The sequence below is a fragment of the Kitasatospora sp. NPDC048298 genome (assembly GCF_043201465.1).
Taxonomy (GTDB): Bacteria; Actinomycetota; Actinomycetes; order Streptomycetales; family Streptomycetaceae; genus Kitasatospora.
Genome location: NZ_JBICYZ010000012.1, coordinates 78,076 through 92,704 on the forward strand (window position 1 = coordinate 78,076; position 14,629 = coordinate 92,704).

Consider the following 14,629-nt stretch of genomic DNA (forward strand, 5'->3'; position numbering starts at 1 on the left):
TTCGTTCGCCTTCATGAAGTGGTTCTGGCTCGAATTCCGCGGGAGTTGAGCCAGAACCACTTCGTGCGGTTCCCGTACGGGGCCACGTCGACGGTGCCGACCGGGTCACCCGACGACCGCGATGACCTGTGCGACGTATCCGACCCCCTGGATCGTCGAGTTGACCAGAGCGCCGATGTCGGCGTTGACCTTGCTGTTGCAGCTCGCGTTCCAGCCGCCGCCCGAGGCCTGCCAAGCGTCGCGGATGGACTGGTTTGTGCCGTTGCTGTTCCAATTGTAGTCCCGGGACCCCGATTCAAAGGTCCCGTGCATACGGCCGGCCGTCTGGAACACGAAGGCCGTGCCGTTGTTGAAGCGCACGACGCAGACACCGGCGAGGTTGTAGCTCGGCGCGCCCGAGTCGTGCATGTGGCCGGAGTAGTTGAACGACCCGCTGGGGAAGACGCTCAATGAGTACCAGCCGCCGACCGGGACTCCTCCACCGAAGGTCACGTTGTGGTTGATGACGACCTGGGTCGGCAGGATGGTTGGACTACTGGGTACGGGCGCCGCCACTGCCGCGGTCGGGCCGGCGATGGTTCCCGCAGCCAGTAGAGCAGTTGCGAGGACTGCGCCACCGCGGCGTTTGAGAATTCCCACCATGACTCCGCCTCCTTCGAGCATCGGAGGGGTGTTGAACTTTTCAATGGTTGAACAGCGACATGTCACTACTGCAGAAACGACTGGCCGGTCTGTTTCCACCTGCCACCAGTCGTGTTGACCGGTACTCACACACGAGACCTATGTGCCCACTCTAGTCAGCCGATCGCCTCTTCGCGCGGCGGAGAACAGCTGGTGGGAGGTGTCGGTCGCTCTCGCCCGACCCCGACTCCGCGCGGCCGTCCAACCCGACGGTCCTCTGACAGGGATCTTGACCACCCGGCCGTCAGCGGCAGATCCGGCGGCTGTCCCGGACCGGTTGCCGGCGCGGGTCTACGCTGTGGCCCACGGCCATCGACTGATCTTTGTCTTTCCACAGAACTGACGATGAGTGACGGTGGCCGCCTTCGCCTCCGGACGGCCCGGCGCGAAGGAGTACGAGGATCGATACGGACACGGGTGGGAAGCGGACTTGATGGATGGCACCGGGCAGGCCGCCGTTGCGCTGGCTGTGGTGCTTCGGGATGCCCACTTCGGGCTGAGGAGGCTGGCGCGCGCCTGGGAGGAGGGCGCCCCGGTCGGTTCGGTGCGCAGGCGTGAGTCGTTGGGGCCGGGGTGGCAGTTCTCGGACCGGCCGGATGAGGCGTCCTACGCCGATGGCCAGGTGATCGAGCTGGCGAGTGGGCTGACGGTGGCCGTCCAGCTGTCCATCGGTTTCAGTGTCACCGGCACGGATCTGCTGGCCACGGTTGCCGTCGAGGATGACGAGGGCAACGTCGCGGAGCTGCTGTCCACCGGTCCCGAGGAGTTCCCCTTGAGTGCCGAGGACCTGATCGTCGAGATCGGACAGTGCCTCAACCGCATGGAGCGACTGGACCTTTCCGGCGTGATCCGCTGAGCCGACGATGCGGCGGGTCCACCGCTGGTCGGACGTGTGCCCCTGCTGTCGGCCTGTCACTCGAAGCGGCGATTCCGGCGCGGAGCCATTACGGGCGCGCCGGTCGGCCTCCGGTCGGCCTCCGTTCGGCCGCCGGGCGGACCGGAGGCCGGCCGGGGGCTGATCGCAGGCCGATTGCAGGCCTTCCGGCGGCCTACCGGAGGTCCACCGCAGGCCGATCAGGGCGGCCCGGACCCCGGACGGCGTCCGATCGCTCGTTGACGCTTTCACCCGAAGGGACGACCGTGGACCGGCCGACGGGTGGCCCCGACCGGTATAGGTGACGTGATCCATCGTTCGGAGACCACCTGCGAGGGGCCCATGACCGATCCGACCGACACGTCGTCAAGGACGGCAGCCGAGAAGCCGCCCGCCGCCTACGCCCCCAGGGTGGACCTGATCCGGGGCGCCATGGAGGTCGGGGAAACGGTTCTCGCCGCCCGCCTGGCCGAGGAGCTCCACCAGCACGTCGCCCTGGAGCGCGGCGCCACGCACCCGGAGGCGCTGCGCGCGCAGGAGGTGCGGGCCTACGTCGCGGCGGTCGGCGGGGACCCAGGCCTGGCGGCCGACCTGTTCACCGGGACGGCCACCGCGTGGGCCGACCAGGGGGCGTCCGAGCAGTGGGCGGCTTCGCGCAACGCGGAGGTCTGCCGGCGCCGGGTGGAACTGCTGGAGTCCGAGCCCTCGGCGGAGGCCGGCGCCGGGCGTCCGCCCCTCTACCCGTCCCCGGCCCGGGCGTTCGGGCGTGGCGCCGTCGTGGCGGTCGTGCTGGCGACGGCACTGCTCTCGGGGGCGGCGGACGCCGGCCCGCGGGCCTACCTCGGGATGGGGCCGCGCCCGGCGCTCGACGACCAGCCGGTCGCCCCCGCCGTCGTGGGGGCCCTGAAGCACTCCGCGCCGTCGGCCTCCCCGGCGCCGGTCCCCGCGCCGCCCCCGCCGGAGCCGACGGCCGCGGAGCCCGTCCCCACGCCGGAGGCCGTGCCCACCGAGGAGCAGGAGACCCCGGCCGCCGAGCCGGGCGAAGACGGCGCCCGGCCGGGGCAGCGACCGCACTTCCCGGGCGCTCACCCCCGACCACGGCCCGCCCCCTCCACCGCCCGGCCGCCCGGCGGCCCGGCCGCCGACGCCAACACGGACCCCTGCGCCGCCGCCCGCGTCTACGGCGGCCAGTTCCTCGGTTCCCTCGTCGAGCTCTGCCAACGCGCCGCCGGAGCATCCGGCAGGCGGTCACCCGCTCCCTGACCCCGTCCTCCGGGGAGGGAGGTTCATCCGCTGCTCGGTGACGGCGGTGCCGTCGAGCCCGAGCAGCGGGGCGCCCCCAACGCCGGCCGGCCGACGGGCGGGTAGCCGGGCCGGCGGCGTTCACGGGCAGCGGAGCAGGGCAGGGCGGTCCCTGGTGCGGACGGCGGGGAGCCAGGCGGTGGTGGAGGAGCCCGGCAGGCGGATGCGGTACCAGAGCGTGGAGGTGAGGTCCTCCTCGTTGATGACGGGGAGGCCGGTGGGGAGTTGGCAGTCGGCGTCGAGGGTGTCGTCGTGCCAGACCCGCACGGGGACGACGTTGTCGGCGGTGTAGGGGCGCAGGGGGTCGACGGCGAGGCCGAGGCTGCACTGGGGGTCGCGGTCGGTGCGGTCCTGGCAGCCGCGTTCGGCGTTGAAGACCCGCACGTGGGCGGGTTGTCCGGACGGCCCCGGGTGCGGCCACAGGGCGGTGACGGTGGCGGCGACCGTGGCACAGGAGGCCAGGGCCAGCAGGGCGGTGCGCGGGCGAGGACGCGGGTACGGGCGGCGGGGGCGCGGGCGCCGGTCGGGGCGGTGGGCGCGGATGCGGCCGAGCAGGCTCTCCGCGGTGTGCGGGGCGCGGGCGGCGTGGGTGGGGGCGAGGCAGTCGGCGGCCAGGGCGCGCCAGAACGGGGGGACGGCGGCGGCCAGCCGCAGGGCGGCGCGGCCTTCCGCGTACTGCTGGGCGGCGGCGCAGCGGGCGGTCGGGGTGGTGCCGGGGAAGGGCCGGCCGCCGGCGGCGAAGACCTCGTGGATCACGATGCCGAGCGCCCAGATGTCGGCGGCGGTACGGACCTTGACGCCGTGTTCGCCGAGCGGCTCCCGCCAGCGCTCCGGTGGGAGGTAGTCGGGGGTGCCCATCGGGGCGCCGTGGCCGTGGGTGCCGGTGAGTTCGATGGCGAGGCCGAAGTCGGAGAGACGGACCTCGCCGTCGGCGCCGATGAGGACGTTCTCCGGTTTGAGGTCGGCGTGGACCCAGCCGGAGCGGTGCAGGTGGGCCAGGCCCTCGCAGATGCCGGTGACGATCCGGGCGCCCTCGGCCTCGTCGACGCCGGTGGCGAGCAGGTCGCGCAGGGTGCACCGGGCGCGTTCCATGACCAGGACGATCGCGCCGTCGAGCGAGGGCTGGTCGGGGGCGGCCAGGACGAGGGTGTCGAGCAGCCGTACCAGCCGAGGGTGCGGGGCGGTGCGGGCCAACTCGGCTTCGCGCCGGGCGGCTTCGGCGACCTGGCGGGCCTGGCGGGGGGCGAGTCCGGCGGTCGGCAGCACCTTGAGGGCGACGGTGTCGTCCGGCTCGTCGTTCGCTTCGTCGTTCCTGCGGTCGTTCCTGCGGTCGTTCCGGTGGTCGGTCCGGGGGGCGGTCCCGCCCTCGGCCCGGTGGTCGCTCCGGTGGGCGGCGTACACCGTGGCCCAGGCGCCCTCGCCGATCGGCCCGGTGATGGTCCACTCGCCGACCCGGTGGCCGGCCGGCAGCAGTTCCTCGCTGTCCACGGGGAAGGCCGGGTCCTGCAGCATCGCCGCCCTCCCTACCGTCCGGACCGGCCGGAGCCGGAGCCGGAGCCGGGGCTCGGCAGGAGCGCGAGGTGCTCCTCGCGGACGATGCCGAACTTCAGGGCGAGCCCCACGACGGCCTCGCGCTTGCCGCCGCGCCGGTCCGCGCGGTCGCCGTCGGGCAGGTCGATGCGGAGCTTCTCGTCGGCGAGGTAGTCGAGGTGCGAGCTGACCGCGCGGGCGGTGAGCCGGGCGCAGGCGGGGTGGCCGTGCAGCCGTGCGACCACCTGCGGGGTGGTGGGAACGGCGGCGGGGGAGTGGTCGCGCAGCCACGGCTCGCAGAGCGCGACCAGGACCAGGAAGTAGGTGGCGGTCTCGTCCAGCGAGTACGCCGTCATGGTGCGGCTGTCCCGGGAGCCGCCGCGGGTGTCCGGGTCCAGGTAGACGTGGTCGGGGGCGAAGACCTGGAAGGACAGCGGGGTCTCCCGCCGAGAGGGCAGCACCACACGGGAGAACTCGAAGGGGATCGGCGCGCCGACCCGCCGTGGCGGCACCCGCAGGTACTCGCCGGCGCCCTCCGGGTTCTCCACCAGGTAGGCATGGGTGTTGCTGAGGTTGCTCAACTGCCAGTGGTCGTCGGTGGCGTGGATCTCACCGGCCAGCCGGGAGACCGACTCGTCGCCGAGCCGCAGCTCCACCGGGGTGTGGGCGGAACCGCGGCCGAAGCGCGCCCGCTCGCCCGGGCCGAGCCGCAAGGTCACCGGGGCGTCGCCGTTCCCCGCCGGCAGGTGGACGACAATCCCGCTCACCGCTGCCCCGTCCCGCGCACCGCGCCTCCGTCCCCGCGCACCGCTTCCCGTGCCGCGCCGGCTCAGGCCGGACGGACGGACGGTACCTCTTCGCGTACGACAATAAACCGGAGCCGCACGCTACTTGACAAGGTGACAGTGGAATGTACGGGTGTTCGGTCGGGGCACCGGCGGCCCGCCCGGCAGTCAGGGCATCGGCGCCCCCGGACGCATCGGCGCCCCCGGGCGGTCGCCGCCGACGGCCCACAGCCGCCGGCCGCCGCCGACCCGCGGGTGGGGCCCGGCGGCGTCGGCGGACGCCACTGGCGCGGAACGGCCCGCGAGCGGGAGCACGAGTGCTCCCGCTCGGCCGCCCACCACAGCAGGCCGCGCCTGCTGATCGGGTGGATCGCTGTGCGCCAGGGCGTTGTCAGGGGACGGCGGGTCCGGGGGTGGTGTTCAGCCAGGCCCAGTCGGACCAGGTGGAGAACCCGGTCTGCCAGCGGTGGTGGACCCCGTCGGTGTTGGAGCCGAACACCTCGATCCGGCCGTCCGCGTTGCCCGCCGCGGCGATCTCGGTGCCGCCGGTGCCGAAGGTGTCCCACTGGCCGTACGGCGCGTTGACGCCGGTCTGCCAGATGTGCTGAGCCGTAATGCCGTTGATCGCGAAGACCTCCACCCTGCCGTCCGGCGAACGCTCACTGGTCAGCTGGGAGTCGGCGGGGCCGCCGGCGGAGTCCCAGCCGGACCAACTGGTGGGGCTGGTCTGGTACTTGTGGTAGACGCCGGCGGGTCCGGAGGCGAGGACTTCGAGGCGTCCGTCCTGGTTGTGGCTGACGGTGAGGTCGTGGCCGCCGGTGCCGAAGTCCTCCCAGGGGGACCAGGCGCCGTTGATGCTGGTCTGCCACTGGTGCTGGAAGGTGCTGCCGTTGAGGGCGAAGACTTCGAGGCGGCCGTCGGGGGCCTTGCCGAGTTCGATCTCGCTGTTGGCGGGGCCAGCGCCGGTGGAGCCAGCGCCCGTGGGGTCCCAGCCGGACCAGCCGCCGTTGGGCGCGGTCTGGTAGCGGTGGTAGACGCCGACCGGCCCGGAGGCGAAGACCTCGAGACGTCCGTCCTGGTTGGAGCCGACGGCGATGTCGTGGCCTCCGGTGCCGAAGTCCTCCCAGCCCGACCACGCGCCGGAGGGCTGGAGCTGGTAACGGTGCTGGAAAGTGCTGCCGTTGATGGCGAACACCTCCAACCGGCCGTCCGCGTTGGCGCCGACCGCCAGCTCCGCGCCGCCCGGTCCACCGAGGTTCTCCCACTCCGACCAGGCGCCGTTGATGGCGGTCTGCCAGGCGTGGGAGACACCGTTCGCTCCGGCCGCGAAGACCTCCAGGCGTCCGTCCGCCGACCGCGCCGAGACCACTCGGCCGGACTCCGCCGGATACACCACGGGCGCCGGACCGGGTTCGTGGTGGCCGAGCCGGTCCACGGCGGCCCGCGCCGCGTCCATGTACCGCTGGTGCACGCCCGCGGCGTAGGTCGACCACTGGTGCCAGTCGATGCCCTGGTTGGAGATGCGGTAGGCCTCGTTGGCGTTGCACTGGGCGTCGTAGGCGCAGGCGTCCGTGACCTCGCTGTGCCAGTAGTCGTTGATCTCCCACAGGCCGCGGTCGGTGGACTGCGGGCTGTTGCCCTGGACGTTGGACGCCAGCGGGTTGCAACTGGACTCGGCCATGCCGACGGCGATCGCGGTCACCAGGGCGTCGCCGCGGAAGCCCGCGGTGTAGCCGACCCCGGTGCACAGGTCGATGCCGGTGGCGGCGGGCGCGGGCGTGGCGCCGACCATCAGGCCCGCTGCCACGCCCAGCGAGGTGAGCGCGGACAGCAGGGGGAGGTGCGCTCTGGTCACCGGGTGGCTCCTCGACTGACGGCGGGTCCGGGGGTGGTGTTCAGCCAGGCCCAGCCGGACCAGGTGGAGAATCCGGTCTGCCACTTGTGGTGGACGCCGTCGGTGTTGGCGGCGAAGACCTCGATCCGGCCGTCGGCGTTGGTGGCGGCGCCGATCTCGGTGCCGCCGGTGCCGAAGGTGTCCCACTGGCCGTACGGGGCGTTGAGGCCGGTCTGCCAGATGTGCTGCGCGGTGCTGCCGTTGATGGCGAAGACCTCGACCCGGCCGTCCGCGGTCTGCCGGCTGGTGAGCCGGGAGTCGGCGGGGCCGCCGGTGGGGTCCCAGCCGGACCAACTGGTAGGGCTGGTCTGGTACTTGTGGTAGACGCCGGCGGGTCCGGAGGCGAGGACTTCGAGGCGTCCGTCCTGGTTGTGGCTGACGGTGAGGTCGTGGCCGCCGGTGCCGAAGTCCTCCCAGGGGGACCAGGCGCCGTTGACGCTGGTCTGCCACTGGTGCTGGAAGGTGCTGCCGTTGAGGGCGAAGACTTCGAGGCGGCCGTCGGGGGCCTTGCCGAGTTCGATCTCGCTGTTGGCGGGGCCAGCGCCGGTGGAGCCAGCGCTGGTAGAGCCTGCGTCGGTAGGGCCTGCGCCGGTGGGGTCCCAGCCGGACCAGCCGCCGTTGGGCGCGGTCTGGTAGCGGTGGTAGACGCCGACCGGTCCGGAGGCGAAGACCTCGAGGCGTCCGTCCTGATTGGAGCCGACGGCGATGTCGTGGCCTCCGGTGCCGAAGTCCTCCCAGCCCGACCACGCGTCGGAGGGCTGGAGCTGGTAACGGTGCTGGAAGGTGCTGCCGTTGATCGCGAACACCTCCAACCGGCCGTCCGCGTTCGGACCGATGGCGAGTTGGGCACCACCGGGGCCGCCGAGGTCCTCCCACTCCGACCAGGCGCCGTTGATCGCGGTCTGCCAGGCGTGGGAGACGCCGTTCGCCCCGGCGGCGAAGACCTCCAGGCGTCCGTCCGCCGACCGCGCCGAGACCACCCGGCCGGACTCCGCCGGATACACCAGCGGGGCGGGGCTCGGGCCGCTTCCCGGAACGCAGGGCACGGTGACACCGCGCTCCGTGAGGTACGGCTCCGGGTCGGTGCGCACGGACGCGTCCGGGTCGGCCCAGACCCGCAGGTGCAGGTGCGGGCCGGTGGCTTCGCCCTCGCTGCCCATCAGCGCGATCTGCTGGCCGGCCGTCACATGGTCGCCGGCGGCCACGTCCCGCTCGTACATGTGCCCGTACTCGGTGATGGTCCCGTCCGGGTGCAGGATCCGAATCCACTGGCCGTAGCCCTGGGCCGTGCCGGAGATCAGCACCTGGCCGTCGCCGACCGCGTAGATCGGCGTGCCGTAGTCGTTGGCGATGTCGATGCCGTTGTGCTCCGCGGAGTAGTGCTGGGAGACCTGACCGCGGGCCGGGCACGCCGCCGCGAACCCGGCGGCCGTGGCGGCCTGGGCGACAGCGGCCCGGGCGGTAGCGACCGTGGCGGGAGCCGCCACGGCGGGAGCGGCCTGCACGGTGACCGGCAGCAACAGGGCAGCGACCGCGGCCAGGGCCGGCCGCGAGAAGCGGGAGATCATCGGAGCGCTCCTCACGCCTTGCGGAGCCGGTCGATGATGCCGTCGATGTCGCGCCGGAACATGTAGTCGCGGATGAAGTGACCGCCCGGCTCCTCGTGGGCCTCGTACGGGATGCCCGCGCCGTCCAGCAGGGCGCGGAACTCCCGCTGACCGGCCAGCACCGCGGTCTCGTTGAAGGTGTCGAAGGGGTTGGTCGGGTCGGGGCTGGTTCCGGCGACCAGGAAGATCCGCTTGTTGCGGTAGCTCTCCAGGCGCTCGACCGGGTTGTCGGCGGTGACCCTCGCCTGGTCCCACAGCGGCGCGCCGTAGACGGTGCCGCCGGCCAGGTCCTTGACCGCGGCGGACACGTTGGCCCAGTGCACGACCGCGCCGTTGTCGCGGCGCAGGCTGGCCGGGCCGGAGTGGGCGCTGACGGAGGCGAAGTGGCCCCAGTACTTGGCGGCGTACTTCAGGGCGCCGAAGCCGCCCATGGAGAAGCCGGCCACGGCGCGGCCGTCGTACTCGGCGTAGGTACGGAAGTTGGCGTCGACCCAGGGGATCAGCTGGTTGATGTGGAAGGACTCCCAGTTGCGGGGGCCGACGTTGGTGCTGACCGGGTTGGAGTACCAGCCGGCCTGCCCGCCGTCGGGCATCACGACGATCAGCGGCTTGCCGACGGTCCAGTCGCGCACGCCCTGGTGGTCGAACTCGATGAAGTCCTGGAGGCCGCCGTGCAGCAGGTAGAGCACGGGGTAGGTGCGCCCGCTGGTGTGGTAGTCGTCGGGGAGCAGCACGTTGACGGCGGGCTGCCAGCCGATCTCGGCGGTCGCGAAGCGGTAGTACCACATCCGGGCGTCGCCCTCGTTGCGGTCGGTGATGTGCAGCCCGAAGCCGTCGTCGGCCGCGCGGGCCGCCGAGGCCGTCGCGAGGACGCTCGCGCCGCCGAGCGCCAGCGCGGCGCCGAGCCCGCCGGCGGACTTGAGGATGCTCCTGCGGGTGGGGTGGTTCGCGGTCACCGTGACCTCCAGAAGGCGCGTGACGGCGGCCCGTCCGGACCGCCGGATATCCGACGGTTCGGACGGTAGCCACCCGCCGCGGAGCACGGAACCCGGAACCATACGGACTGACAACAGCGGCGCCGGACACGGAGGCTGGTGCGTTTTCCTGTGGTGGGCGGCGTCGGCGACGGCGTGGCAGTCTGGGGAAGGCGGTTGTGCAGCTGCCCGGGTGCGGCTCGTCGAGGAGGGCTGGGGACGGCCCTCGACGAGCGGAAGCCCGGTCGGCGCCGCTACCGCCGATCACCGAGATCCGCCAGACGGGTTTCGCCGGGCGCCGTGGCCGGATGTCACGAAGCCCGGAGCCGAAAAGCCCGTACCGTTCGCCCCCTGGATGGAGCAGCATGGCCCCTGTGTCCGATACCTCAGTACTCACTCGCGCCGAGGCCGTCGAGCGCCACCGGCTGCTCGACGTCCACACCGTCCACGTAGACCTCGACCTGACCCGCGGGCAGGAGCTGTTCGGCTCCACCACGGTGATCCGCTTCGGCTGCGCCGCCCCGGGCGCCGGGACGTTCCTGGACGTCAAGCCGGCCGCCCTGCACCGGGTGGTGCTGAACGGCCGCGAACTGGACGTCGCCGCCCTGCGGGCCGGGCGCTTCCCGCTGACCGACCTGGCGGCCGACAACGAGCTCACGGTCGAGGCCGACATGGTCTACTCGCACACCGGCGAGGGCATGCACCGCTTCACCGACCCCGCCGACGGCGAGGACTACGTCTACACCCAGTCCTTCCTCGACGACGGCCCGCGGGTGTTCGCGTCCTTCGACCAGCCCGACCTCAAGGCGCGGTACACGGTGTCCGTCACCGCGCCGCAGCAGTGGACCGTGGTCGGCAACAGCCTGGGCCGCCAGGTCTCGCCCGGCCGCTGGGAGTTCGCGCCCACCCCGGCGATCAGCAGCTACCTGGTCTCCGTGGTGGCCGGCCCGCTGCACTCGGTGCGCGCCGAGCACGACGGGATCCCGCTCGGCCTGCACTGCCGCCGCTCGCTCGCCGCCCACCTGGACGCCGACGTCGACGAGCTGCTGGAGATCACCCGGCAGGGCTTCGACCACTACCACCGGGTCTTCCGGCACCGGTACCCCTTCGACAGCTACGACCAGTGCTTCGTACCGGAGTTCAACGCCGGCGCAATGGAGAACCCGGGCTGCGTCACCCTGCGCGACGAGTTCGTCTTCCGGTCCGCCGTGCCCGACACCAAGCGCGAGGAGCGCGCCATGGTGGTCATCCACGAGATGGCGCACATGTGGTTCGGCGACCTGGTCACCATGAAGTGGTGGGACGACCTGTGGCTCAACGAGTCCTTCGCCGAGTACATGGCCTACAGCGTCACCGCCTCCTCCACCCGCTTCACCAGCGCCTGGACCGGCTTCGCCGCCAACCGCAAGACCTGGGGCTACGACGCCGACCAACGCCCCTCCACCCACCCGGTGGCACCCGGCACGGTGGACGACACCGCCCAGGCGCTGCAGAACTTCGACGGTATCTCCTACGCCAAGGGTGCCGCCGCACTGCGCCAACTGGTCGCCTGGCTCGGCGAGGAGGCGTTCCTGGCCGGAGTCAACGACTACTTCGACGAGCACGCCTTCGGCAACGCCACCCTCGACGACCTGCTCCGGGCCCTGGCGGCGACGAGCGGCCGCGACGTCCACGGCTGGGCCGACCGCTGGCTGCGCACCACCGGTATGGACACCCTGCGGCTGACCGACGGCCGGATCGAGCAGACCTCGGCCGACGGCACGCTGCGCCCGCACCAGCTGACCGTGGCCCACTACCGGCGCACCGCCGAGGGAGCCCTGGAACCGGTCGACCGCGTGCCGGTCGACCTGGCGGCCGACGCCACGGTCACGCGGCCGGCCGACGCCGAGCTGACGCTGCTCAACGACACCGACCTCACCTTCGCCAAGATCCGCCTCGACCCCGCCTCCTGGCAGGCCGTGCGCTCCTCGCTCGGCGCCGTGCCCGAGGAACTGGCCCGCGCGGTGCTCTGGAGCGCCGCCCGGGACCAGGTGCGCGACGGGGAGCTGGCGCCCGGCGAGTACCTGCGGCTGGTCGCCGACCACCTGCCCGGCGAGACCTCGGTGCACCTGGTGGACGCGGTGCTCTCCTTCGCCCGCGAGTTCGTGGTGGACTGCGCGCTGCCGCCGTCCGGGCGCCCGGAGGCACTGGCCGGACTGGCCCAGGTCTGCCGCACCCTGCTGCGGCGCACCGAGGGCGAGCCGGGCCGCACCGATCTGCGCCTGGTGACCGTGCGCGGCGTGATCGCCACCGCCGACGGCGAGTCGCAGGCCGCCGAACTGCGCGACTGGCTGGCGGCCGGCACGGTACCCGGCGGGCCGGTGCTCGACCCGGACCTGCGCTGGCAGCTGCTGCTGCGGCTGTGCGTGCTCGGCGCAGCGGGAGAGCCGGAGATCGCCGCCGAACTCGCCGCCGACCCCAGCAGCACCAGCCAGGAGGGCGCCGCCCGCTGCCGCGCTGCGCTGCCCGACCCCGCGGCCAAGGAGGCCGCCTGGCAGGCGCTGTTCCACGGCGAGCTCTCCAACTACCTGGCCATCGCCACCGCCCGGGGCCTGTGGCAGCCCGAGCAGGCCGAACTGCTGGAGGAGCTGACCGCGCGCTACTTCAAGGAGCTGGGGCCGGCCACCGGCCGCCGCGGCCCCGCGCTGGCCCGGGTGCTCGCCACGGTGGGCTTCCCGGCCTTCGCCGCCACCGAGCAGACGGTACGGGCGGCCGAGGCCTGCCTGGCCGACCCGGACCTCACCGCGGCGACCCGGCGCGGACTGGTGGACCAGCTGGACACGCTGCGCCGCGCCGTCCGGGCGCGGGCGCTGACCGAGCGGTAGCACCGGGGCGACGGCCGGAGCTGGAGCTGGAGCCGGGTCGGGAACCGAACCCGACCCGGCGCCGGCTCCGGCTCCAACCCCTCCCGCCCACCGGAGGCCTCAGCAGCTCTCCTCGATGTAGAGGAGGGTCAGGAGGCCGTCCATGGAGGCGAACTCGTAGGGGTGGTAGCTCGGTGCCTCGTCCGCGTGCAGCCGGTCCTTGATCTCGTGCCAGGCCGTGAGCCGGTCGGCCGGTGGGACGTGGCGGAAGTGCCCGCCGGCGCCCTCTCCCACGATCAGCTCGTCCGCCTGGGTCGCCAGACGCCTGGCGAGGTTGCGGTGGAGCGGACCGCGGACCTTCCGCCACAGCCGGCCGTCGTCGTCGGTGAACTCCGTACGGCCGGCCGGGGACGGGATGCCCTCGCCGTACCAGTACTCGACCGGCGGCAGCGCGGCCGTGATCTCGGCCAGGGTCGCGGGACGTTGACGCTTCTTGGGCATGGCCCAACTCTCCCAAGTCTTCGGGATCCGGACAACGCGCTGGTGTGAGGCCCCGGGCAGGCCGGCGGGTCCCCGGTTCAGACGTCGGCCCCGTGACCGGCCCCGAGGCGCGCCAGGAGGTCGAACTCCACGCGGACGCGCTCGATGTCGGCCTGGAGGAACGCGGCCGCCTTGCGGGCCCGGTCGTCGGCGTCGGCGCCGGCCTCGGCGGCCCACTCCAGGACGCGGGCGGCGGCGAAGGTGTAGGCGATCACCCGGCCGGCCAGGACCAGGTGCTCCTGGCCGAGTTCGCCGTCGAGGAAGCGCAGGTCGAGGCCGTGCGCCGAGACGGCGGGCGCGGTCGGCGCCCAGTCGGCGAGGAAGGCGCTGAGGCCGCGGCCGTCCGAGCTGCCCGCCCTGTCCAGGCAGTGCTGGGCGAGCTGCTGGCTGAGCAGGTCGTTGGTGCCGTCGAAGATGGTGAAGACCCGGGAGTCCAGGAACGCCTGGGCGGCGATGTTGGTCGGCGAGCCGCTGCGGTAGCCCTCACCACCGGTGAGCTGCTGGTAGTGGTTGGCGGAGCTGACCATCAGCTCGGTGGCCACGATCTTGACGGCCTGTATGGAGGCGAACGCGGGGGCGAGGTTGGACGTGAGGTCCAGCCGCGTCCGGACGTGGTGGTTGAGCGCCGCGCAGACCGTGTGCGCGCTGTCGACGGCTTCGAGCCGGTAGCGGACGAACCCGATCGCCGACAGCGGCGAGCGCCCGATGCGACGCGCGTCGGCGTAGGCACGTGCCTCGCGGGCGACGCGGCGTAGGAAGCCGCAGGCCAGCGCGCCGATCAGCGCCCGTCCCGACAGGTAGATGTCCACCATCGAGCTCAAGTTCCCGGCCCCGACCTCGATGCGCCGGTGGGTGGGGACGAACGCGTCGATGTCGTTGACTCCGTAGTCGATCACCTTCAGGCCCAGCGCCTCGTACCGCTGCGAGGTGTGGAAGCCGTCGCCGCGCTCGACGACGAACCACCCGTACTCGCGGCCGCCGTCGCCGTCCCGCCTGGCGACGACCAACCACCAGGACGCGGTGGCGCTCAGCGCCTGCCAGTGCTTCCGGCCGCGGATGCGGTAGCCGCCCTCGACCTCCTCGAAGGTGGTGGTCAGGCCCGACATGGCCGAGCCGCAGCCGGGCTCGGTGGAGGCGAAGCCGGCCGTCGGCGCCAGCGGGCCGGCGAACAGCGGCAGCACCTCGCGCCTGGCCTCCTCACCGGCCCACAGCACGACGGGCCGCAGCGCCAGCCCGGTGACGACCGCCGTGTAGACGGCGAGGGCCAGGTTCCGCTCGGCCAGGACCTCGACGACCCGGCACATCTCGACGTGGCTGTCCCGGCCCCCGTACTCGGCCGGCAGCACCGGCAGCAGCACGCCCGCCTCCGTCAGGACGGCCCAGTCCTCGGCGGGCAACTCCCGCTGCGGGTAGGTCGCCGCGTCGAACCGCGCGGCGGCCGCTTCGACGCCCGCGATGAACTCCTCCGTCGACAGGGAGGCCAGGGGCGCGAGGGACGTGACGGCGTCCGCGGCTTCGGTCATGGCTCCACCCGTTCCAGGAAGTCCGACTCGCGTGCCCGGCAAGGATCCTGACGGCTCGCGGCGGCGCGGGCCGCCG

The 14,629-nt window shown here is 73.0% G+C and carries 11 protein-coding genes; 3 read left to right on the forward strand and 8 right to left on the reverse strand.

Annotated features, from left to right (window positions below):
- Window positions 1–105: 105 nt before the first annotated feature.
- Complete coding sequence (locus tag ACGF0D_RS12610) at window positions 106–642, reverse strand: hypothetical protein (RefSeq protein WP_392915336.1); 537 nt, start codon at window positions 640–642, stop codon at window positions 106–108.
- A gap of 394 nt (window positions 643–1,036) precedes the next feature.
- Between ACGF0D_RS12610 and ACGF0D_RS12615 the strand changes: the two genes are divergently transcribed.
- Together ACGF0D_RS12615 and ACGF0D_RS12620 are read left to right on the forward strand one after the other, a co-directional pair.
- The gene (locus ACGF0D_RS12615; protein ID WP_392915338.1) at window positions 1,037–1,537 is read left to right on the forward strand and encodes a hypothetical protein; all 501 of its coding nucleotides are present in this window, start codon (window positions 1,037–1,039) and stop codon (window positions 1,535–1,537) included.
- A 360-nt stretch (window positions 1,538–1,897) separates the two neighbouring features.
- Window positions 1,898–2,818: a hypothetical protein gene (locus ACGF0D_RS12620; protein WP_392915340.1), complete on the forward strand. Its 921-nt coding sequence runs from the start codon at window positions 1,898–1,900 to the stop codon at window positions 2,816–2,818.
- Window positions 2,819–2,938: 120 nt separating this feature from the next.
- Here the strand turns inward: ACGF0D_RS12620 and ACGF0D_RS12625 are convergent, their stop codons facing one another.
- The 5 genes from ACGF0D_RS12625 to ACGF0D_RS12645 all read right to left on the reverse strand — a co-directional run bounded on the left by ACGF0D_RS12625 (window position 2,939) and on the right by ACGF0D_RS12645 (window position 9,629).
- Complete coding sequence (locus ACGF0D_RS12625; protein WP_392915342.1) at window positions 2,939–4,369, reverse strand: serine/threonine-protein kinase; 1,431 nt, start codon at window positions 4,367–4,369, stop codon at window positions 2,939–2,941.
- An 11-nt stretch (window positions 4,370–4,380) separates the two neighbouring features.
- Window positions 4,381–5,154: a serine/threonine protein kinase gene (locus tag ACGF0D_RS12630; protein WP_392915345.1), complete on the reverse strand. Its 774-nt coding sequence runs from the start codon at window positions 5,152–5,154 to the stop codon at window positions 4,381–4,383.
- Window positions 5,155–5,563: 409 nt separating this feature from the next.
- Window positions 5,564–6,964: a hypothetical protein gene (locus tag ACGF0D_RS12635; RefSeq protein WP_392915484.1), complete on the reverse strand. Its 1,401-nt coding sequence runs from the start codon at window positions 6,962–6,964 to the stop codon at window positions 5,564–5,566.
- A 59-nt stretch (window positions 6,965–7,023) separates the two neighbouring features.
- Window positions 7,024–8,634 (reverse strand): peptidoglycan DD-metalloendopeptidase family protein, encoded by a 1,611-nt coding sequence (locus ACGF0D_RS12640; protein ID WP_392915348.1) that lies wholly within the window; start codon window positions 8,632–8,634, stop codon window positions 7,024–7,026.
- A gap of 11 nt (window positions 8,635–8,645) precedes the next feature.
- Window positions 8,646–9,629: an alpha/beta hydrolase gene (locus tag ACGF0D_RS12645; protein WP_392915350.1), complete on the reverse strand. Its 984-nt coding sequence runs from the start codon at window positions 9,627–9,629 to the stop codon at window positions 8,646–8,648.
- A gap of 392 nt (window positions 9,630–10,021) precedes the next feature.
- On the opposite strand from ACGF0D_RS12645, the gene pepN reads away from it, so the two are divergent.
- The gene (pepN, locus tag ACGF0D_RS12650; protein ID WP_392915353.1) at window positions 10,022–12,511 is read left to right on the forward strand and encodes an aminopeptidase N; all 2,490 of its coding nucleotides are present in this window, start codon (window positions 10,022–10,024) and stop codon (window positions 12,509–12,511) included.
- A 99-nt stretch (window positions 12,512–12,610) separates the two neighbouring features.
- Here the strand turns inward: pepN and ACGF0D_RS12655 are convergent, their stop codons facing one another.
- Entirely contained in the window at window positions 12,611–12,991 is a 381-nt protein-coding gene (locus ACGF0D_RS12655) for a hypothetical protein (RefSeq protein ID WP_392915356.1), read from the reverse strand.
- A 77-nt stretch (window positions 12,992–13,068) separates the two neighbouring features.
- A complete protein-coding gene (locus ACGF0D_RS12660; RefSeq protein WP_392915358.1) occupies window positions 13,069–14,553 on the reverse strand; it encodes an acyl-CoA dehydrogenase family protein in 1,485 nt (494 codons plus the stop codon).
- Window positions 14,554–14,629 lie beyond the last annotated feature (76 nt).